Origin of the sequence: Chryseobacterium balustinum, assembly GCF_900168205.1 — a bacterium.
Classification (GTDB): domain Bacteria; phylum Bacteroidota; class Bacteroidia; order Flavobacteriales; family Weeksellaceae; genus Chryseobacterium; species Chryseobacterium balustinum.
The window spans coordinates 148,808-170,270 of the sequence record NZ_FUZE01000007.1 but is presented as its reverse complement, the minus strand read 5'-3'; the positions used below and the strand labels follow the sequence as shown (position 1 = coordinate 170,270).

At 33.1% G+C, this 21,463-nt stretch carries 15 protein-coding genes; 6 read left to right on the top strand and 9 right to left on the bottom strand.

Translation table 11 applies throughout. The annotated features are described in order from the left end of the window. Window positions 1–180 precede the first annotated feature (180 nt). On the top strand, window positions 181–1,200 hold the full coding sequence (locus B5X64_RS10985; protein WP_079465279.1) for a YncE family protein: 1,020 nt from the start codon (window positions 181–183) through the stop codon (window positions 1,198–1,200). Between the two features lie 151 nt (window positions 1,201–1,351). Here B5X64_RS10985 and B5X64_RS10980 read toward each other — a convergent pair whose 3' ends face one another. The 8 genes from B5X64_RS10980 to B5X64_RS10945 all read right to left on the bottom strand — a co-directional run bounded on the left by B5X64_RS10980 (window position 1,352) and on the right by B5X64_RS10945 (window position 14,021). Further along, complete coding sequence (locus B5X64_RS10980) at window positions 1,352–2,809, bottom strand: OmpA family protein (RefSeq protein ID WP_079465278.1); 1,458 nt, start codon at window positions 2,807–2,809, stop codon at window positions 1,352–1,354. 410 nt (window positions 2,810–3,219) lie between these two features. Next, a complete protein-coding gene (locus B5X64_RS10975; protein ID WP_079465277.1) occupies window positions 3,220–3,984 on the bottom strand; it encodes a LytR/AlgR family response regulator transcription factor in 765 nt (254 codons plus the stop codon). 80 nt (window positions 3,985–4,064) lie between these two features. Beyond that, complete coding sequence (locus B5X64_RS10970) at window positions 4,065–5,384, bottom strand: RagB/SusD family nutrient uptake outer membrane protein (RefSeq protein WP_079465276.1); 1,320 nt, start codon at window positions 5,382–5,384, stop codon at window positions 4,065–4,067. Between the two features lie 12 nt (window positions 5,385–5,396). After that, window positions 5,397–8,738: a SusC/RagA family TonB-linked outer membrane protein gene (locus B5X64_RS10965; protein ID WP_079465275.1), complete on the bottom strand. Its 3,342-nt coding sequence runs from the start codon at window positions 8,736–8,738 to the stop codon at window positions 5,397–5,399. Between the two features lie 6 nt (window positions 8,739–8,744). After that, entirely contained in the window at window positions 8,745–11,327 is a 2,583-nt protein-coding gene (locus B5X64_RS10960; RefSeq protein WP_079465274.1) for a zinc-dependent metalloprotease, read from the bottom strand. Window positions 11,328–11,430: 103 nt separating this feature from the next. Then, window positions 11,431–13,014, bottom strand: a complete 1,584-nt coding sequence (locus tag B5X64_RS10955) for a histidine kinase (protein ID WP_079465273.1) — start codon at window positions 13,012–13,014, stop codon at window positions 11,431–11,433. A 285-nt stretch (window positions 13,015–13,299) separates the two neighbouring features. After that, entirely contained in the window at window positions 13,300–13,683 is a 384-nt protein-coding gene (locus B5X64_RS10950; RefSeq protein ID WP_079465272.1) for a hypothetical protein, read from the bottom strand. A gap of 152 nt (window positions 13,684–13,835) precedes the next feature. Next, complete coding sequence (locus B5X64_RS10945; protein ID WP_074228403.1) at window positions 13,836–14,021, bottom strand: hypothetical protein; 186 nt, start codon at window positions 14,019–14,021, stop codon at window positions 13,836–13,838. A gap of 200 nt (window positions 14,022–14,221) precedes the next feature. Here B5X64_RS10945 and B5X64_RS10940 point away from each other — a divergent pair, with 200 nt between their 5' ends. Continuing rightward, window positions 14,222–17,251 carry an AsmA family protein gene (locus tag B5X64_RS10940; RefSeq protein WP_123920835.1) on the top strand — a complete coding sequence of 1,010 codons (3,030 nt, stop codon included), beginning with the start codon at window positions 14,222–14,224 and terminating at the stop codon, window positions 17,249–17,251. Window positions 17,252–17,258: 7 nt separating this feature from the next. Here B5X64_RS10940 and B5X64_RS10935 read toward each other — a convergent pair whose 3' ends face one another. Next, the gene (locus B5X64_RS10935; RefSeq protein WP_079465270.1) at window positions 17,259–17,594 is read right to left on the bottom strand and encodes a winged helix-turn-helix transcriptional regulator; all 336 of its coding nucleotides are present in this window, start codon (window positions 17,592–17,594) and stop codon (window positions 17,259–17,261) included. Between the two features lie 159 nt (window positions 17,595–17,753). Here B5X64_RS10935 and B5X64_RS10930 point away from each other — a divergent pair, with 159 nt between their 5' ends. The 4 genes from B5X64_RS10930 (at window position 17,754) to B5X64_RS10915 (ending at window position 21,271) form a co-directional block, all read left to right on the top strand. Further along, window positions 17,754–18,557 (top strand): DNA alkylation repair protein, encoded by an 804-nt coding sequence (locus tag B5X64_RS10930; RefSeq protein ID WP_079465269.1) that lies wholly within the window; start codon window positions 17,754–17,756, stop codon window positions 18,555–18,557. Between the two features lie 79 nt (window positions 18,558–18,636). Continuing rightward, the gene (locus B5X64_RS10925; protein ID WP_079465268.1) at window positions 18,637–19,116 is read left to right on the top strand and encodes a hypothetical protein; all 480 of its coding nucleotides are present in this window, start codon (window positions 18,637–18,639) and stop codon (window positions 19,114–19,116) included. 14 nt (window positions 19,117–19,130) lie between these two features. Continuing rightward, window positions 19,131–20,018 (top strand): hypothetical protein, encoded by an 888-nt coding sequence (locus B5X64_RS10920; RefSeq protein WP_079465267.1) that lies wholly within the window; start codon window positions 19,131–19,133, stop codon window positions 20,016–20,018. Between the two features lie 185 nt (window positions 20,019–20,203). Beyond that, the gene (locus tag B5X64_RS10915) at window positions 20,204–21,271 is read left to right on the top strand and encodes a serine hydrolase domain-containing protein (RefSeq protein ID WP_079465266.1); all 1,068 of its coding nucleotides are present in this window, start codon (window positions 20,204–20,206) and stop codon (window positions 21,269–21,271) included. Window positions 21,272–21,463 lie beyond the last annotated feature (192 nt).

The following is a 21,463-nucleotide window of genomic DNA, read 5'->3' as shown; positions in this document are numbered from 1 at the left end:
TCATTCCGTTTAATTGTTGTAGATTAGTAGAAAGGCTTACGTCTTTTAGTTTAAAAAAATACCAAACAGAAGACTTTTACCGGTCTTTGATTCTATAGCAAAATAATGCATCATGATTGGTGATAATTAATCAATGCATAAAAGCATAATTCTATTTTTTTAACTTTAAAAAACATACAAATGAAAAATTTAATTTTCGGTCTACAAGTGGCTTTATTGGCTACTTTATTCACAAGCTGCAGCAGTGATGATTATCACTATATTGATTCTCCCAAAGTCTACGAAGAAAAAGTAGTGGTAGCAAACAGAGGTGCAGGAAGTATAAGCTTTATTGATGCCACTTCTAACCAAGTCAGTATGCTTGCAATCTCAGGTTCTGAGCCGATGTACGTAGTGTACGTTCCTACTAAAGACAAGATATTTGTTGGAGACAGAGCAGGAAAGAAAATCCATATCATCAATCCTCAAACAAAAGCAGTTGAAAGTTCTATAACCGTTGGAAATGGGGTTTTCCATATGTGGGCAGATGGTTTAGGAAAACAATTATGGGTAAGTAACGATATTGATAATACTATTTCTGTAATTGATCTGAATACGAATACGGTCGTTAAAACAATTAATGTTGGGATGAAGCCGCATGATGTATTTCTAAGCAAAGATGCAACAAAAGCATATGTTTCAGTGTTTAATGCTGACGCAGCAATGCCTGATAAGGTTTATATGTATTCTACTTCAGACTATTCAAAAACAGGTGAAGCAAGCGTAGGGAAAGATCCACATTTATACCATTTACCTACTAGTAACAAATTGTTTGTTGCCTGTCAGTCTGGTCAAGTATATGCTTTGAATGGCAGTAATCTGAGTGTAATTTCTAACAATGCATTTACTGGTGCGCACGGTATATTTCCTTCTCCAGATAACAATACCGTTTTTGTAACCAATATAACCGGACAACAATTATATTCAATAAATGCTACAACAGGAATGCAAGACGGAATGCCATTAATGGCCTTGAGTGCTACACCCCATAATATTGTGGTAAATGAAGACGGAAACAAAATGTTTGTGACTCATTCAGGCGGTGCAGCAACTGCTGTATCAACTTATACAATTAGCGGAACTAATTTAACTGCAGGTACAACGATTACAGCCGGAACCAATCCTTTTGGTTTAGCTTATTATAAAAGAGAGGTCAAATAAAATATTGATCTATTCTCTACTATTTAATAATAAAAAAGCTTTCTTAATCAAATTAAAAGAGCTTTTTTATTATTTAGAAAATACCTAAATTATTTTCACAAAAAAAGACTGCCATTGGATGACAGTCTCGGATAAAAAGAAGTTATTATTTTTATTTTGCTTTAAAATACACTCTTCTATTTGCTTTGTTTTTCCATTCAGGACATTTTGAAGCTGGGTCACATTCAGGATATTTCAAATCTGTTTTTCCATTTCCTTGTGCATCAAGCTTGTTTGATTCTACTCCGTTTTTAATCAAATAATGCTTTACATTATTTGCTCTTTTTTCGGATAGATTTTTGTTGTATGCTTCACTTCCTCTTGCATCAGCAGCACCAACAACAGTGTAAGATCCATTTGAAGAATTGATATAGCTTACTGCATTATTCAAAATCGGAGTATTGTTTGATAAGATTTTATCTGAGTTTAAATCAAATTCAATTCCATCCAATTTAGTTTCAGATTCTGCAACAACACCAGTTTCTTGAGTAGCAACCGGACAACCGTTGTTTTCTACAGGACCTGGAACTGTTACACACTTATCAAGAAGATCAATTACTCCGTCTAAATCAACATCAAGTGCAACCCCTGAACCGTCAACTCTTGCTCCTGCAGGAGTATCAAGCTGTCTGTCCCAGTCATCACAAACTCCATCATTATCTGCATCACCAGCTTTACAAACTTCAAGGTCATTTACTTTTGATTCTAAAACATCAGTTCTGTAATAAATTTCCTGCATTGGATCGTGCCACATCAAGTGGGATTCATGTTTGCCTAACTTTAATGAAAGACCAAGGGTAGCGTTGATAAAATTATCCGAATTATTATCTTTAATCTTATTCACCACTCTGTCTGCACCATCAAAACTATCATCTGTAGTAACTATATACATTACTCTTCCTTCAACATCCAATCTTCTGTTGAGTTTATATTTCAAACCAGCACCACCTTGTGCAAAAAACGAAAGACCATCTTTAATTGGCGTAACATCTGTTACCAAACGTTGTCCCTGCTCATCTTTTAAATAAGCTCTATATCCTATAGTTCCTACACCAGCATATCCGTGCAATGCCCATCTATATGGAGATTTATTATCCACTCTTCTAAAAAGATTAGAGAAATTGATATCCCCTAGAACTGAGATTGCATCATACTGAGTTCTTCCTCCATACTGCCCTTTTGCAGATGCATTTGCTGGAGCTGCATCTCTAGTATAAAATGCACCCTGACGAGTTTCTCCACGGTCATATTGTAACTTCAAGCCGAATGTGTGAGTAATGGCTTTATCAATACTCAAATAAGCAGAGTATCCTACCAAACTTTTTCCTGCTCCTTCACCGAACTTTAGTGATGTAAGATCTGCATATTGCATTAATGGAACTCCTGCTCCGAATGAGATTGACCAATCATTAAATCTCTTTGCAGATTGGGTAAAAGGCTGTACGTTAGCAGAACCTGAAGAAAACGTATTCGGATATTTTCCATTGTTATTTACCTTAATTGAATCTTGTGCAAACACACACGAAGGTACCGCTATCGCAAGCGACAAAATTGCTAATTTTGATTTCATATAAAATTTTAATTTATTTTAAAAAAAAGTGTGATAAGTGTAGGGTTAATTCACCCTTAAAAACTTATCCATTTTCCCAATGCACTTGCCAGTGCGGGTTTCAGCTGTACTATCTTACTTTCAATTACTGTACCAAAAAAGAAAATTGATGTACTATAATTTGTCATTTAATTCGTAAACAACTGATGGCCAGCAAACTTAAAGCTCTAATTTATTTTAAAAACAAATTAAGAAGATTGCTTTTTTAACCAAAAATTTAGAAGGATTATTATAATTTAAGATCATATTTTTCTGGTCTGAATAAACCCCAAAATAATGGATATAATAGTAGATACAAGTAATGTTTTGAAACTTTAAACCAGATGATGATTTAAAATATTGTTGTCGTAAAAAAAATACCTCTTTTAAGATTAATTTGTCATCCAGTATAAGAAATCTGCAATTTGTCTTTTACTTACAAATACATCTGAATTAATTTCAGGAGCAGGAGAAAGTTTTAATTCAATTTTTTGGCTAGAATGCTTTATGATTTCAACGATTGCTTTTTTATTAATAATGAATTTACGATTAATCTTAAAAAAAAGCTGTGAGTTTAGTCTGGAGATGATATCTTTAATCGTATCATCATAAATGTAAGTTCGGTTATCAGTCGTTGTTAAAAAAAGATATTTACCGGAGGCAAAAAAATAAGCCGTTTCTTTTTCATCTACTGACCTGATTTTATTACCGTCTGTCACCATAAAATGCTTCATTTTTTCGGAATCATTAGCTTTATATAATGAAGAAATAGACTTCAGGACAGGTTCAGGATCGAAATTATCTCTTATAGAATTAAATTTTTGTAATGCTTTATGCAAATCTTCTTCTTCAAAGGGTTTCAATAGATAATCAATCGTAAAATGTTTGAAAACGCGCATCGCATATTCATCAAAAGCAGTAATGAAAATAATTGGTGTGAAAAGCTCAACCTGTTCGAAAATTTCGAGACTCATGCCGTCACCAAGATGAATATCCATAAAGATAAGGTCTGCGGAATCATTTTCAAAAAAATCTATGGCCTGCTTTTTTGAACGAAGAATCACCATTTCTGTAACAGGAATGATGCTTTGTTTATCTAAAAGATCTTTCAGATAGTTAACTGCCAATAATTCATCTTCTATGATTGCAATTTTCATAATATTGCAAAAATACAAAAAAACCGCTAAAACAATTAAGCTCAAGCGGTTTCGGGGTTGTTAATATGAATGTTAAATTTTTATAAGTACGGATTGTTCTTTTTAGCACTTTTCGGAAACTCTATCGTATACCTTACGTCGTTTTGCTGAAGAATATATTCCTGTCCGTTGATGTTATGAATGATTTTTTTCTGATTTAATCTTCTTAAATCAAACCAACGCTGCCCTTCCAACGCAAATTCTCTGAATCTCTCATCCATCATGAAACTCATGAATTCTGTAGCGTTCATTACATTTACCTCAGCCTGAATAGATGTAAATCCGGTTGGAGTGTATCTGTTTTTCAAAACTTTTAGCAAGGCTTCTTTAGCTTCATCCAATCTGTTTAATTTCACCAAAACTTCAGATTTTATAAAGTATAATTCTGAGGTTCTGAAAGACACTCTGAAATCTGAACTTCCTCCTTTAATCACTTTATATTTGCTGCCATTTTTTTCAAAATAAATTCCAAATCTTTTGTCTGTAGCTGTATTATATTTTGAAATAAGATCTGAAGAAGCAAACGATAAATTCTGCACGGCACTGTTGAAAGCATTATCTAAAGCCATAATCGATTCTACCGAAGTAAAATGGTTAGGAGCCTGACTAGATGTATTTAAATTGCTCAACTCTCCTTTGATCGCTAATGCCTGATCTGAATAATCCAAAGCTTTATTCCAATCTCCTTGATAAAGAGCCGTTCTTGCCTGAAAAGCCAATAAAGAAACTTTAGAAAATCTATAATTGATAGGAGAAGTCTGCTTCTGCTCTACCATCATGTCGTCAGCTTTTTTAATATCTGCATGCACCTGATCATAAACTTCCTGCACGCTTGAAGGTTTTAAAACCTGCTCAAGATCGATTTCCAAATTGATAGGAACTCCTCTATCCTGAGATGCTGTAGCTGCGTTGTATGGCTTACCATATAAATTGACCATATCAAAATAAACATACGCACGAAGTGCATAAGCTTCTGCCAAAATCTGCTGTTTTTCCGGAGAATCGGTCATTGTTTTGCTTCCTTCGTTGATGATCTGATTCAGATAAAAAACTACTGAATAAAAACTTACCCAAGGAAACTCAATCGTTGATTGGTCGTTATTGCTATCTTTCCACATTGCGATTTCACGGTAAGCGATGAAATCACTTGTATTTTCATCTACATTGAGCTCATCGGTACGAAGAGCAACCAAAGATCTGTGAATAGGATATTTTGAATACGCAGAAGTCAATACTTTACGGTAATCTTCAGCAGTAACAGGAATAATCTTCCCTTCCGGCTGTATATCTAAAAAACGATCGCATCCTATACTGGAAAAACTTAGTACTGCAACCGCAATGAATGTTGTAAATTTTCTCATGTTTTTTAAATTTTAAAAAGAAACATTAAATCCTACTGTAACCGATTTTGTGATAGGCTGTGCATAGATGTTACCATAGGTTTCCGGATCGAAATACCCTTTATATCCATTACTGAATACAAACAGGTTACGTCCTTCTACACTTAGTCTCAAAGCACTAATTCCCATCGGGCTTGTAAATTCTTTAGGCAAAGTATATCCCAAACGAATGCTGCTGATTCTTAAATAACTGATCTCTTTTGCCCAAATATCAAGAAGACTGTAAGCATTAGAACGGTTATCAGAAAGCCATTTATTCCCCATCCAACCAGGATTGGTTTCCATATCCGGACTTGTAATTCCAGGAAGTGAACCACCTGCGTTATAGATGTCTTTGGTGTAATTTCTTCCTCTATCCAGCTCCATTCCACGGTAAGAAGGTGTTTGCATTACCGTTTGCTTTATATTAAAAGTAGCCGAAACCGTAAAGTCAAAATTACTGATTTTAAAGGTGTTGATAATACCTCCTGTAAACTTCGGATCTCTGTCGCCAACATAAGTAAAAAGACTTCTCAGTTCTGCATTTGATAGTTTAGAATCTACCAATTGACCCGGAAGGAAATCTGCATATACATCATATAATGCGAAGAAATCTTCTATTTTCACTTTTTCATTTCCTTTCCAAAACATTGGGTTTCCGTTTTCGTCTATTCCTGCCGTTTTCAAAGCAAAAACAGCGTTTACCGGAAGACCTTCTCTTGACGGAAGCAATGCATTGTCACGAGGCTGCTCGCTAAGGACATTACTCTTATTATGTGCAAAATTGATCGTAGTTGACCATTTGAAATTATCTTTGTTGATGTTTTTGGTAGATACCGCCAATTCAAATCCCTTGTTGGTTAAGCTTCCCCAGTTCATCATCGTATATTCAAATCCGGTTTCCAATGGAGTTTCTTTCATACTGATCATATCTGTTCCTTTTCTGTTGTAAACATCAGCAGTAAGATTGATACGGTTATTGAAAACGCCTAAATCAAGTCCAAAATTAACGTTAGTCGTTTTTTCCCAACGAAGTTTATCGTTTGGAGGACTTATCACATTAATAATATTTTCTTTTCCACCCGGAAGAATCGTTGAATCGCTGTATTCACCAATAAAAAACGGTGACGTATTACGGTCTATATTTCCCTGCAAACCATAAGAAGCTCTTAATCTAAAGTTAGAAATAGCAGAAAGATTCTTCATAAAATCTTCTTTCGACACCAACCAAGAACCAGAGACCGCCCAAATTGGAAGATATTTGTACTTTTTATTCACTCCAAATAAATTGGTTCCGTCATATCTTACACTTCCGAAGAATGTATATTTCTGATCGTAAGTATATGAAGCCGTTGCAAACATTGAAGCATATGCATTCTCAATCGGAGGCATTTCTCTATAAGTTTCGTACTTTCTTTCAGCGGCAAAATTCGAACTTGGGAAAACAATTGCAGTTGATCTTCTTGTTACAGAATCATACCCGAAAGCTCTTGTAACCGTTGTATTATCTTCTGTTTTACGAAGTTCAGTTCCCGCCATCAAATCAATCTCGTGTACCAAATTAATTTTTGTGCTGTAGCTTCCCTGCAATTTCCAGTTGTATTGGTAGAAATTATTATCCCAATTTTGTTTTACTCCACCATCAGGTAAAAAATAACGGTATGCGCCATCTTTATAATAACGTGTGCCTTCTCTCATCTTTCTTGTGAAATAGGTATTCTCGGCTGCAAATTTCTCTGTCTTATTACCGTCATACTGAAGACCCAACTGTGAAGTCAGTTTCAGGCCTTTTGCTAATTTATAATCTAAATCGAAAATAGCTTTTAATGACTGATTTTTCAGTGTATAGCTTGTATTTTCTCTTTCTTCTAAAAAGTTGAAAGGAATATATCTGTCTTCAAAACCATCAATATCCTGATCATATCTGTAGCTTCCATCTGCATTGTAAGGACTCAAATAAGGATTGGCATTTCTTGAATAGTTGATCGGGCTGATAGAAGCATCAGCATCTGTAACAAATGATGTTCTCTCACTTTGTGTACCAAAAACCGAGACTCCAAAATTAAGCTTATCATTGATTTTATAATTGTTTTTCAACGTCAAATTATAACGCTCAAAACCGGTACCAATCGTTGTCCCTTCTTCATCATAATATCCTAAAGAGAAATAATAATCTGAACGATCACTACCTCCGGAAACACTTACTCCATATTGCTTATTAATTGCATTTTGATACAATAATTTTCCCCAATCTGTATTGCTGTTTCTTAAACCATCGATTTGCTGACGTGTCAACATATTTAAAGCTCCTAAACCTCCGTTTCTATACGCATCAAGCTGTCCGTTTTGAGTTAAGATTCTCATCACTTCCCCTTTGTCGGTACGATACGTTAAGTCGGTACGGTTGGCAAGCATTAATTCTAAATCTACTTTTTCAGAAGCATTTAAAAGATTAAGTTTACCAAAATCCGGACGCGCAGTAATAAAAGTATCTACTGAGAAATTAACTCTTAAACTTCCTTTTTTTCCTTTTTTGGTGGTAATAGAAATTACTCCATTCGCCGCTCTTGCTCCATAAATAGCTGTAGCAGCAGCATCTTTTAGAATGGTAATATCTTCAATATCATTTGGATTTAATCCGGCAATAGAGAAGTTTTGAAGCTGATCGATATTATCTTTATCACTAAAATTAGGCACATCATTTCCTTCCAACGGAAGACCATCAATTACCCAAAGCGGATCTTGAGGTCCAGAAAGAGAAGCTGTACCACGAATTCTGATTTTTGCCGGACTTCCGGGAGCTCCTGTTTCCGGCGTAACGGCAACTCCGGCAATTTGTCCTGCCAATAATTGATCTACACTGGCAACACCGGCTTGCTGAATATCGTTCATCTTCACTGTAGTTACAGCGGAAGTTTGCTTACGTTTTTCAATTTTCTGATATCCGGTGATAATTACTTCCTGAATATTATTTTTTTCTGGAATATTGTCACTTACAACAGGAATCAAAGTAATATTGTAACTCGTTTGCCCTTCGTAGATCTGAATTATTTTAGGTTCATATCCAAGATAACTTACCGTTACAGACCTTGTATCTGCAGGGATCTCTAAAGTATAATTTCCGTTCTTATCTGTGATCGTTCCGATAGAAACGCTTTCAATAATTCCGGTTTGATTGGTTTTTGTAGAAACAGACTGTGTTTCAATTTTTATAGATGCTCCTGCAATTACTCTTGAAGTATCTCCGTCATCAATTTTTCCGGTAATGGTTTTCTTTTCCTGGGCTAATGCAATCTGAGCCGCCAAAAGAGGTAAAAGTATAAATGCTTTTTTCATAACTGATTACTTGTTTAAAGCCTCTTTAATACGGATGATTAAGTCAGCATAATGAGCCTTAGAGGCATCATCTCCTTTGTTTTTACTTTTATTCAATAAATTCAACACATTCTGTAGCTCTGCTCTTTTGTAAGTAGTAACTTCAGATACTCTTTTCATAGATGAATAATTAATATTCCTAAGATTTTGAGCTTCTTCCTGGAAGTTACAGATCATCGGAATATTCAACGTTTTATCTGTTTTAATTGCTTTTACAGCAGTTTTTTCAAATAATTTATTTACCGAAACGATCAAAGCATCTACATAGTTTTTCTGCGTCATCTTTTCAAGAATTGTCAAACTTCCTTTTTTATTGAAAATTGAACCTCTCACCTGATCGAATAAATTCTCAACAGTATAAATTTCTTCTTTAGAACCTGAAACCTGATGTTTCAACTCGTTCTCAAGCATTCTCAACAAACGGTCATCCATAAATAATGAATAGAGATTACCATACTGCATTCCTCTTGCTAAATTGTAAGGAGTCTGCTCGAATGGTCCCATCGGAGAATTTTTAATAGGATAGGTTTTCTCAGTGATTGGATTAAAAAACAACCATTCCGGAAGGTTTATCGAGTTTTTAATTAAATAATCAACCGCTCTTTTCTGCGTTTCAGCAGGAACTGCTTCGTAAGCTTTTTTCTTACTTCCAAAAACAGTGTTATCCAAATAAACACCTCCCACATTTGCCATTACATGACCCGAATAGAGATCCCATTGCCCGATCGCTCCTAAATACAGTTTACCTGCATCGGTATAGCTTTTTCCATCTTCATAAGTCCATTTTAAAAGATTATCGATAACGATCTTTAGGTTTTTCATTCCATATTCGCTGGCCTTCATCGCATCATCACCTAAATCTTCGGATTGTGAACGAGGATCAATAGTTTCTAAATAACTTTGCTGTTCACCATAAAAATACATAGGATCATCCTGATGTTTTTCTATTAAATTTCTCAGTGCATTTTTCTCAGATACTGCATCAGGATACCAACGGTAACCCCATTCAATAGCATATTTATCATAAGTTCCAATTTTCGGAGTGATTGCAGTAACACCATCTTCAGGTTGTGCTACATAATTATAACGAGCATAATCCATAATCGAAGGTGCTGTACCTCCCATTTCATCTGTAAATTCTTTTGAACGCAATGATTCTACCGGAAAAGCAAATGAAGAACCCATATTATGCTTCAATCCAAATGTATGCCCTACTTCATGAGAAGAAACAAAACGAATCGCTTCACCCATATGTTCATCACTAAACACATTTCCTCTCGCTTTTGGATCAATCGGTCCGGTCTGAATTCTCATCCATTCCTGAAGAGAGGTCATTACGTTATGCCACCAAATAATATCAGATTCAATGATCTCACCACTTCTTGGATCTACCACAGAAGGTCCCATTGCATTAGATTTTGGTGACGCAGCATAGGTAATCACCGAATATCTTACATCATCAATATCAAAATCTTTATCATTTTCGTCCGGCATTTTTGCGATAACGGCATTTTTGAAACCTGCCTTTTCAAAAGCAGTTTGCCAATCGTAAACTCCAGCGATGATTTTTTTACGCCATTGGATCGGAGTTGCAGGGTCAATATAATAAACGATAGGTTTTTTAGGCTCTACCAATTCTCCTCTCAGATACTTTTCTTTATCTTCATCTTTAGGTTCCAAACGCCATCTTGTAATGAAACGTTTTTCATCCATTCTTTGTTGACGGTCATTGAATGCCCAATGTTTTTCACTGAAAAAACCAACTCTAGGATCATCGGTTCTGGAATTCATCGGCACTTTAGAAAGCAATACAATATTACTCGTAACACCCAATGTTACAGGCAAATCTACTCCTCCTTCATTCACCGATGTAGTCAATTGAGATTTAACGACAAGATTCTTAGGGAATGTTTTTACGTTTTCAATATAAGAAAGATTTGATTTTACCGAACCTCCAAGACCTACATTTGCCAAAACATCATTAAAGCTTTTTTGGTTTCCGTCAAAAACTTTGTTTACTTTGATTGCTACCGAAGTAGAATCGCTGTTTTGTGCCTCAATATCAAAAACTTCAATCACAGATTCTGAAAAATTATCTTTAACAGATCTTGTAATCACATCATTTTTGGGAGATGATACTTGTGGAATTACTGTTTTAACCCATATCTTTTTAGCTACATAATCACGGTGAAAAGAAATTACTTTATTTTCATAATTCATTCCTTTATTTAATCCGGCTTCATTTACCTGCATCGGAACTTGTGATAGCTTATTAACTACCAAAAACTGACGTCCGATTAAGCTGTCCGGAATTTCAAAGTAGATATCTGTTTTTACCTGAATTGTATTAAAAAGACCTTTTTTATAAGTCCCTTTTTTGATCAATTCATCAATTTTTTTTGTTTTTTTTGAGGAAGTATCTGTTTTAGCAGATTTTTCTTTGTCGGTTTTTACGGTATCTTTCTTCTGCGCAAATACTGCCGGAGAGGCTAAACTAAGCCCCAGATACATTGCTAGCCTGTAATTCTTCATTAAAATAGTACATTTCATGCCCTCTAGGTTTTCAGTGGGCAAAAATATAACCTACAAAACCACATCTATATTAATAGGGAGTGAAAGGGTGAATTATTGGAGTGAATGGATTTTTAGACTTTTAATTCATTACTGGTAAGAAGCAGATAAAATATCCATCATTGATAGATATGTCAAGATTATTATTCTTAAAATATCCGTAAATCTGGCTTAAATAATCTAAACCAAACTTTTCGCCTTGTACCTTTTCCGTTTTCGGTTGCCATGTGTTTTTCACAATAACTCCATCTTTTTCAACCGTAATAATAATGGCTAAAGGATTATCTATAGTTGCAATATTATGCTTTATAGCATTCTCTGCAACAAGCTGTAGCGATAAATAAGGAATTCTTTTTTCTAAACTTTCTTCGTGATTGATTATCAGGTCAAAACTAATTTCCTCGTCAAACCTGCTTTTCAGAAGATCCATATACTGTTTAATAAAGCTAATTTCCTGTGCCAAAGGAACCAAATTTTCTTTTGGTGGAACAATAAGATATCGATAAATCTTTGAAAGATTCATTGTAAACTTCTGTGCATTTTCTCTGTTGAGACCAATCAACATATAAAGAGAATTCAATGAATTGAAAAGGAAATGCGGATTGATATTATTTTTAAGCTGCTGAAGCTGATTTAGTGCTTCTTCCCGATGCATTTTTTCATTCTCAACAAGAAGCATATTTTTTTCAGACTGTATTTTTTCTTTCTCCTGAAATGCCATATTGGTTGCTCTGTAAAACAGAATAAATACGGTCACAATAAGTAACAAAGCTGCCAGAAAAATATAAACGGTATATCTTTTTGTTTGATTCACACTTTCATCAATCAGAAAACTCACGTAATTAACGACTGCATAACCTTCAAAATTATCGGTTTTTAAAGGTTTTATAAATCGGATTACTTCTACATCAAGGTATTCTGAAATCGTATTCCTTTCGGTATATCCTAATTCAGCTTTGCTGGTTAAGGTATCTTGTGGCTGAATATCGGTAAAATCAAAAATATTCTTTCCCAAATACTTTTTATCAGGATGTGTGATGCAAATCCCTTCTTTTGAAAAAACATACGTATAAGTATTCGGAGACTGATCGATCGTGGCAAAATACTGATGGAGATTATCAAGACTTACAGCAGAACCGTAATACAGCATATTTTTATTCGTCTGCAGAAGAGAATCATAACTGAGCCAATAAATACTGTCGTTATGCGTGATTAAATAATTATTAAAGTTACCGGGACCTTTATTTTTTATCTTGGTATATTTTGCTATTTTTTCATCTTTTTTGAGAACATCCGATAAAAGATCTTTATTCCCAGATTCTCCGGAAACACCATTGTAGTAATAATACCAACTGTACGGAACGAGCTTTCGCCGTTTGTTTAAATTATTTAAAACGGAGGAATAATCTTTGTAATTTTTCAGTCCGTCTTTCTGAACTAAAGCACGAAGCAGATACTGATAATCTTCAATATTTCTAAATTCTTTTTCTACCGTTTCATATTTCCTCAAAAAAGTTTTGCGGGCAAACTCTTCATTATTTCTACGGCTGTCGTGAGTAATAAGAAGACTAAGAACCGCAAATGCTACAACCGCAATTAAACAAGCAGACAAAGCCGCTATAAAAACAGATCTTTGGGTGAGTGCATGTTTAAAATTAATCTTCAAAACCTTCTGATTTATTATTATTTAAGTTAGAATAAAGTAGTTATTAAATATAATTACAGTAGATAAACTATTTTGTTTTGTTTAAGAAGTAAAAAAAAAAATTTAGTTGGAATTTTGCAGAAATCAGAAACGAAGATACATAATTTTCTGAGCAAAAAAAATGAATTTCTGATTCAAATCTTGACAATTAACAGACTTTCCTAGAATATAAAAATAAAAGGAACCGAATAATTATTCAATTCCTTTTATTTTATAGTGAGAAAACTTTTTTGTCATTCGTATATTTTAATGAAAGTTATAAGACAAACGATAAACATCTCTAAAGTAAATTTCAGTTTCCGAAACTTCTTCGTATTTAGGCATTTGTGTCGATGACTCTGAATAACTTAATTTTTGAGTTACGACTGATGATTTCGGCTTTTTCTTGCATCCGCAATATTTAAGATCATTTTTCCTGTGCTCGTTGAGCTGAATAGTTTTTATAGTAGTGTATTCAAGCTGTTCGGCTTTACTAAAACTGGATTGGTTTAAAGTAAAATAAGGCTCACCATGATAAAAGTAGTGATCAATAATTTCCGGATTATTTTTTTGAGACGAGTCGGCGTAGGTTGAAGCATGATATCCGCTACATTTTTGGCAAAAAGCCACCTTGATAAAAATCTGTTCCATACATTAATTTTGCTGTGGTTTGTATTACAGATAACATGCCATAATCCTGCGTGGAGCTTAAAATTATTAATTCTTTACAATTTTTTTCATTTCGCGTTAACCAAAAACGGAACTTCTAAAACTAATAGCATCAATTCATTTATAGGAAAACATTAACTCTCGTCTTTCGTATTTTTCACAAGACTTATGCCCGAGAAAAAAAAGATGAGTCCTATAACACCTGCGACAGCAAGTGTTGTGTAAGCTGTACTTTTATTGATTAATTCATACCCTGTATAAATTAAACCCACAATTCCTAATACCGTAAGAATAGTTCCAAAAATTCTTTTAATGTTCATGATAATTTTATTTTAATGTCTACAAATCAAGATATGTGCCTTAAAATATTCTGAAAACAGAAAAAGAGTATTTACAGATAAAACAAACCTTTTTTTAATTATACAATTAAAAAAAAAATTACCCGTAATCTGTAGAGATAAGAAATTCTATTATTTGGAACATGTTTTGTTTATTGTTGAGTATAACACATTTACAAATGATGGAAAAAAAACTTTTAAAAAAGAGAATACCAAGAAAAAAAATAATTCTTTCGACTTTCCTGGGATTTGTGACATTAATAGCCATATTTCCATTTGCATTAGATTTTTATCTGCAAAAAAAACTTCCTGACCTCATCAATGAAAAAACACCATATAAAGTGTTGCTTAAAGACTTTAATTTAAGTTTATTGAAAGGTAATCTTACTGTTAACGATCTTGAAATCAGCACAAAAAACCCAAAAAACCAATACATTACTCAGATCAATGGAAAAATAAAAAATCTTAACATAACAGATTTAAATATTTGGAAAGCAGTTTTCAGTAATAAATATCATGCAGATCAATTTACACTTACTGATTCTGATATTAAAGTAAAGCTTGCCGCTTTGAAGAAAGACCAAAAGCCTAGCAATAAAAAAATTAATCTTCACATCAATAATATCGCAATATATAACGTAAACGCAGCTATTGAAAATGGCCGCGGCAAAACGGTTTTTAGGGGACAGCATATCAATGTACAGCTAAAAGATATTAAACAAAACGCCAGCGGAAATAAGATTCCGATTGCATTTTCAGAATTTAAAATCGATGCAGAAAATGTACAGATTGGCGTTAATGATTTTTATGAAATTAATGCAAAGAAAATTAATGCAGCCAATAAAACACTGCAGCTCGTTCAATTTCATTTAAAACCAATACAGGCAGTAGCTCAATATAATTCTAAAAATGTTTTTGATTTTTCAACACAAAATCTGGCTGCAAAAGACTTTAATATCAGTCAGGATTCGTTGATCGTTTCTGATATTACCTTTACCCAACCTGATCTTAAAGTATATTCTACCGGAAAAAACACAGTTGATAAAAGTAATAATTCAAAAGAGATCGACTTGAAGATTGGTTTAAAAAACATTACTTTTCAAAAAGGGAAAATCAATGTTTTTCAGGTTAATAAAGAAAAAACAGCCTCCGTTGAAAATTTTAATTTTAAGATGAGTGATATCGTCTTTGACAAAAATACCGTTAAGGAAAAAATCCCTTTCCGCTTTACCAAACACGATATCGAAGCTGAGAATATTTACTTTAAGGCAGATCAGCTACAGGCTGTGAAAATTAAAAGTATTACTTCACGCAATGCCAATATTACTATTGATGGTTTTCAGGTTTTAGCATTGGGGACAAGCAGTACAAAAGATGTATTTTCGGTAAGCACAGATCAAATAAAAATTTTAAATAACAAAAGCAGATATATAGGTCAGAATCTTGACATAAAACTTGATGGAATAGAAATACATAATCCTTCAGTACAGATTATAACGGCAACAAAAAATAAGAAAAAAACTCAAAAAGCCACTACTCACCCACCGTTTACCGCTCATATTGGTTTTATCCGTGTCAATAACGGTAAAGTTTTGCAAAATCAGCAGAATGTAGAAAAGCTTGCCGTTGGAAAACCAGATATTAAAGTGGATAAAGTATTTAGAAATACTGAGCGTTTTAAAGAAAAAATGGCCTCCGTTGAAAATTTTAATTTTAAGATGAGTGATATCGTCTTCGACAAAAATACCGTTAAGGAAAAGATCCCTTTCCGTTTTACCAAACACGATATCGAAGCTGAGAATATTTACTTTAAGGCAGATCAGCTACAAGCCGTGAAAATTAAAAGTATTGCTTCGCGCAATGCCAATATTACCATTGATGGTTTTCAGGTTTTAGCATTAGGGAAAAGCAGTACAAAAGATGTATTTTCCGTAAGCACAGATCAAATTAAAATTTTAAATAACAAAAGCAGATATATAGGTCAGAATCTTGACATAAAACTTGATGGAATAGAAGTAAATAATCCTTCAGTACAGATTATAACGGCAACAAAAAATAAGAAAAAAACTCAAAAAGCCACTACTCCGCAATCTTTTACCGCTCATATTGGTTTTATCCGTGTTAATAACGGGAAAGTTTCACAAAAAAAACAAAATGTAGAAAAGCTTGCCATTGGAAAACTAGATATTAAAGTGGATAAAGTATTTAGCAATACTGAGCTTTTTAAAAAAGACATTCCGTTCAAAACAGAAAAAAATTATGTTAATGCAAAGAATATTCGTCTGGATGCAGGCAAATATTATTATTTGAAAGTTGCAGAAATAAAAACTACCGGAAAAAATACGGACATCAGCGAATTCAATTATCTGCCTAAATATTCGAGAGCAGGTTTCAGTAAAGTAATTGCTAAAGAGAGCGATTTGTATACCATTAAAGTAAAAAAGATCAACATCAAAGATCACAATACACAACTGGGTAAAAACAGCAGTATCGATCTCAGCAAAATAAGCATTGATGGTCTACACTGCAATATTTACCACGATCTTGCCCCACCTGATGATATTGCGGTAAGATATCTTTTCAGTAAGAAATTACGTGACGTGAAAATTCCATTATTCATCAAAGAAATATCTATTAAAAACTCAGATTTGGAATATGAAGAAGATGCTGAAAAAAGCAATATTCCGGGAAAACTGACTTTTAATAATTTCCAGGCACTGATTACGAATGTAAATAATGCTAAAATAAAAGGACGACCTACTATAATCAATACCGATGCATCTTTTGATTTTTACGGAAAAGCAGAAACTAAAGTCAACTGGAAATTTGATGTTAAGGATCTCGCCGACAAGTTCACCATCAAAGGAGATGTACAAAAACTTTCTGCTGATAATGTCAATCTTTTTGTGCGCCCGTATTTAAATATTACTTTGGATGGAAATATTGACTATTTAAAATTCGATTATTACGGATCTCAAGAAGGTATTGCAGGAAAGTTTTATTTCAAATACAACGACATGTACGTAAACTTCCTGAATAAAAAAGGAAACGAAAGAAAATTCTTAAATACGATTGCCAATTGGTTTGTGAAAAACGAATCTAAAGGAGAACCTGGGCATGTGGTTATTGATAAAAAACGAGAACCCGAAAGAAGCTTTTTCAGTATGCTTTGGCAGGGAATTATGGAAGGTCTCAAGAAGTATTTGATATAAGTTTAAATTATTCTTTTTCCGGGATTAATAACTTACCCCAATCGTTTAGTTGCCAAAGAATTTCAACTAGTTTTTCGCCAATTTCGGTTAAAGAATATTCCACTCTTGGCGGCAGTTCGTTGAAACTTTCTTTGGTTAAAATACCATCCTCAATCATTTCACTGAGCTGTTTGTTTAAAACACGCCTGTCAACATTGGCAATTCCTCTCAAAAATTCGCTTGGTCGTTTTTTGCCTTCATTAATTTGCCAGACAATAGGAATTTTCCATTTTCCGCTGATTGAATTTACAGCGATTTCCAACGGACAAATTTTATTTTCGGCGACTTTTTCCTTTGTTTTCATATGATTGACTTTTTTATCCCTATGTGCTAAAAATATGCGGTATTGCCAATATTAAAAAGCTTTTCGAGATTTGCAAAATTAATCATAATATAAGGATATAAATACATTCTATACATTTGTGAATGTAAAAATTTAATATTAAAAAAATGCTAGAATGCTATGACAGAAATAAAACGCAAAGGTTCTCGTTCCACAAAAGATATTCCTAAAGACATTTTGGAACAGTTGAATCGTGGAGAAATTGAAACAGCAAATTTAGTGGAATGGTTAGCTGTTGACCAACTCCTTTTGCTTGAAAATTTATTGAAACAATTGGGCAAAACTCTATATTTCAAACCCATATTAACCGATATTGAAAACCTGAAAAAACAAACTGTAAACACCATTAACGAAGCAATCGGAATGGGACTTTTTGAGCAGTCATTAAAAAATGATGACACCGAAATATTGACAATTATGGCGAACCATACATCAGATTTAATCCGTTGTTGGGCGACTTATACAATTGGTAAAAATCAAACATTAGATATCACTCAAAAGCTTGAACAAATCCAAGTATTTGCAGCTGATAAGCATTTTGGGGTAAGAGAAATTTGTTGGTTAGCTGTAAGGTCAAGCATTGCAAAAGACTTAACAAAAAGTATCGAAATATTATCAAGCTGGACAAATCCCAAAGATGAAAACGTGAGACGGTTTGCCAGCGAAGCCACAAGACCGAGAGGTGTTTGGTGCGAACATATTGAAGAATTGAAACATAATCCTGAATTGGGGTTGGCAATTTTAGAACCTTTGAAATCTGACAAAGCAAAATATGTACAGGACAGCGTCGGTAATTGGCTAAATGATGCAAGCAAAACACAACCGGATTTTGTGAAACTGCTTTGCGAAAAATGGAAGAAAGAAAGCCCCACAAAAGAAACTGCTTACATTATAAAAAAAGCATTACGTACAATTGAAAAATAATGGAACTAACTAATAAAATATAAATATCTCTCTTTGATTGGAATTTTGTAGATTAGTTTGAGAATTTATTTATTAAAAAATGAATTTAAGTAATAAACAATATCATATCAATTCCTTGCGAACCATACTCTTCGGTTTATGTTGTCTTTTTATAGGCCTTTTTACATTGTTGATATTAGTTTTAGCCAGTCCTAATTTCGATATTTCATATATTTTTATAATACCAATTGTCGGCATAATTTCGATTACAACGATTTACTTTGGCAGTAAAACTCTACTTAAATTTAATAAATTTATTCAGCTTGAATTACAAAATGATGAGCTTAAATACTTAATTATAGGAACAGGTAAAGGATCTGCTTTGAATTATTTTATAAATCCATCATTTAAAACAATTAAATATTCAAATATAAAATTCGTAAATGTTGTTGACACAAATTTTGAAAAATATATTGAGATAATTCAAAATGGCGATTCTAAAGTTGTAATTCCCTTGCTCTATCAAAATAAAAAGGAATTAGAAGAAATCGTATTCGAAATAAAAAAAAGATTAACATAAACCACTATTAACAAATGAAAACATTAAACCTTTTCTTCATCCTCATTTTTTCATTTTGTTTTTCACAGGAAAATAATGTTCTTGAAAGACTTTCTGCTCTGAATAACAATGGGAAAATCTGGTACAACATTGATGGATACAGTATCACGAGTGAAAAATTTAATAATTCTTTTGATGAGAAAGGCTTGAAAAAAGTTTTCAGGAAACATCAAATTACAGATTCGGATGTGAAAATAAAAGACAATCAAATCAATTTCAACAATTTATTGGTCTCAAAACAGCAAAAAATATCTGACAATAATTTCCAAACCAATAATTACTATTTTGTTGAAAATCCAGACAAAACAGTTTCTGTTGTTTGGTTTATTAAAAATGGGAAAACAGATAAAGAAACAGAAGAGAAAATGGTCAACTTAATCATCGAAAATAAAATTCCAGAAGAAAATTTTGTTCCGATGAAAATCACTTCAATTAATTTTGCAGGAAGAAAAATAGAGCTTAGAAACAGCTGTTATTGGACATTTCTGAACACCGTTCAATGTCCTTATTTGGGAGAAATGAACTGGTCTGTTCATAGAAATTTAGACAGTGCTAAAGAAGCTATTGAGAATCAGTTAAATATCACGAAATCTAAAAATGGCGGAAAAGTAAGTTCAGAAGAAAACGTCGATATAGAGTTTGAAGGAGTTCAGACTAAAGCAAAAAAAGTAATTTATGATTTTACAGGTGTGGCTTCTGCTTTGGCCGGAATGTCGAGTGGGAAAAATCTAACTGTTTATTATGTCGCTGAAAATGTAAGAAATAGAAATGTAAGCTGTGTAATGAGCTTTTGGAACAATGACCAAATAAATCCTGAAACAAAACTCCCTCCTCTTTTAGAAAAGATAATAAAGCTTAAATAAAAAGCTGAATCTATAAGTAGTCTGTATTTAACTAAACATTTCGTTTTAATTATCTGTATTAAAATTAAAGTAAAAATTTTACTTATCAATCAAAAGTTTATTGAAGAAAATAATTTTTAGTATATTGTATAACATGGTATTAAGCAAAAGATATATCTTTGCAATGTAAAAAAAAACAATAAACCATGAAAAAATTACTTTTAAGTTTTTGCTTTATTCTATTCACTCATCTTCTTTTTGGTCAAAATTTCGCAGAAAAAGTGGATCGTATTATCCAAACTGAATTTAACGAAAAAGATGGACCAGGTGGTGTATTTTTAATTTCAAAAAAAGGAAAACATATCTATGAAAAAGCTTTTGGATTGTCTAATTTAGAATTAAATGTAAAATTACAGCCCAACAATGTTTTCCAAATCGGGTCAATGACAAAACAGTTTACTGCTGTAGCGATATTATTGCTTGAACAAGATGGAAAACTAAATACTTCCGATTACATTTCCAAGTATATTCCGGATTATCCCAATGGTAATAAAATTAGTATTCACAATCTTTTAACGCATACTTCCGGCATTAAAGATTTTACAAAGGCAAAAGGTCTTTCTGAAATTGCCCAAAAAGAAATGACGCCTAAAATGATGGTCGATTTTTTTAAAAATGAACCAGTAGATTTTCAGCCGGGAGAAAAATTGGAATATAATAATTCAGGCTATGTTGTTTTAGGTTACATTATTGAGCTGGTTTCGGGGAAAACCTATGAAGACTTTATCCAATTAAACATTTTTGATAAAATTGGAATGAGTAATTCTTATTATGCAACCGACCGAAGAGTAATAAAAAATAGAGCTTCCGGATATCATCAAAAAAGCTATGGCTATGTAAATAAATCGGTCATCAGCTTTAGCGTTCCTTATGCTTCAGGTTCTTTAATGTCTACTTTGGAGGATATGTTGAAGTGGCAAAATTCGCTAAATAAAAATTTATTGCTCAACCAAAAAGAAACAGCAAAAGCTTTCACAAAATACAAACTGAATAACGGCGAAGAATTTGAATACGGATACGGATGGCATTTGAAAAACATAAACGGAATTCCGACCCGTGAACACGGTGGAAGTATTTTCGGCTTCAAATCTATGGCAGTTTATATTCCAAGTGAAGATATTTATGTCTTAGGATTTAGTAATTGCGATTGCAACTCTCCTACTCAAATTGTTAAAGATATTGCTGAATTGGCATTAAAAGATTCTCAAAAATAAAAGAATTTCATCTAAAAAACAGAAATATTATTTTACTCATCATTGCATTGATTCTCTTATTAGTTATCAATATCTTGAGACTAAGGTTCTGTAAAAACTATAAAATAACTCTGCTTAGATTTAATTCACAGAGAGAATCTATGAAATACTTAATTAGAATTTCTTGAAATAAATGTTTACAGGTGTTTTAAA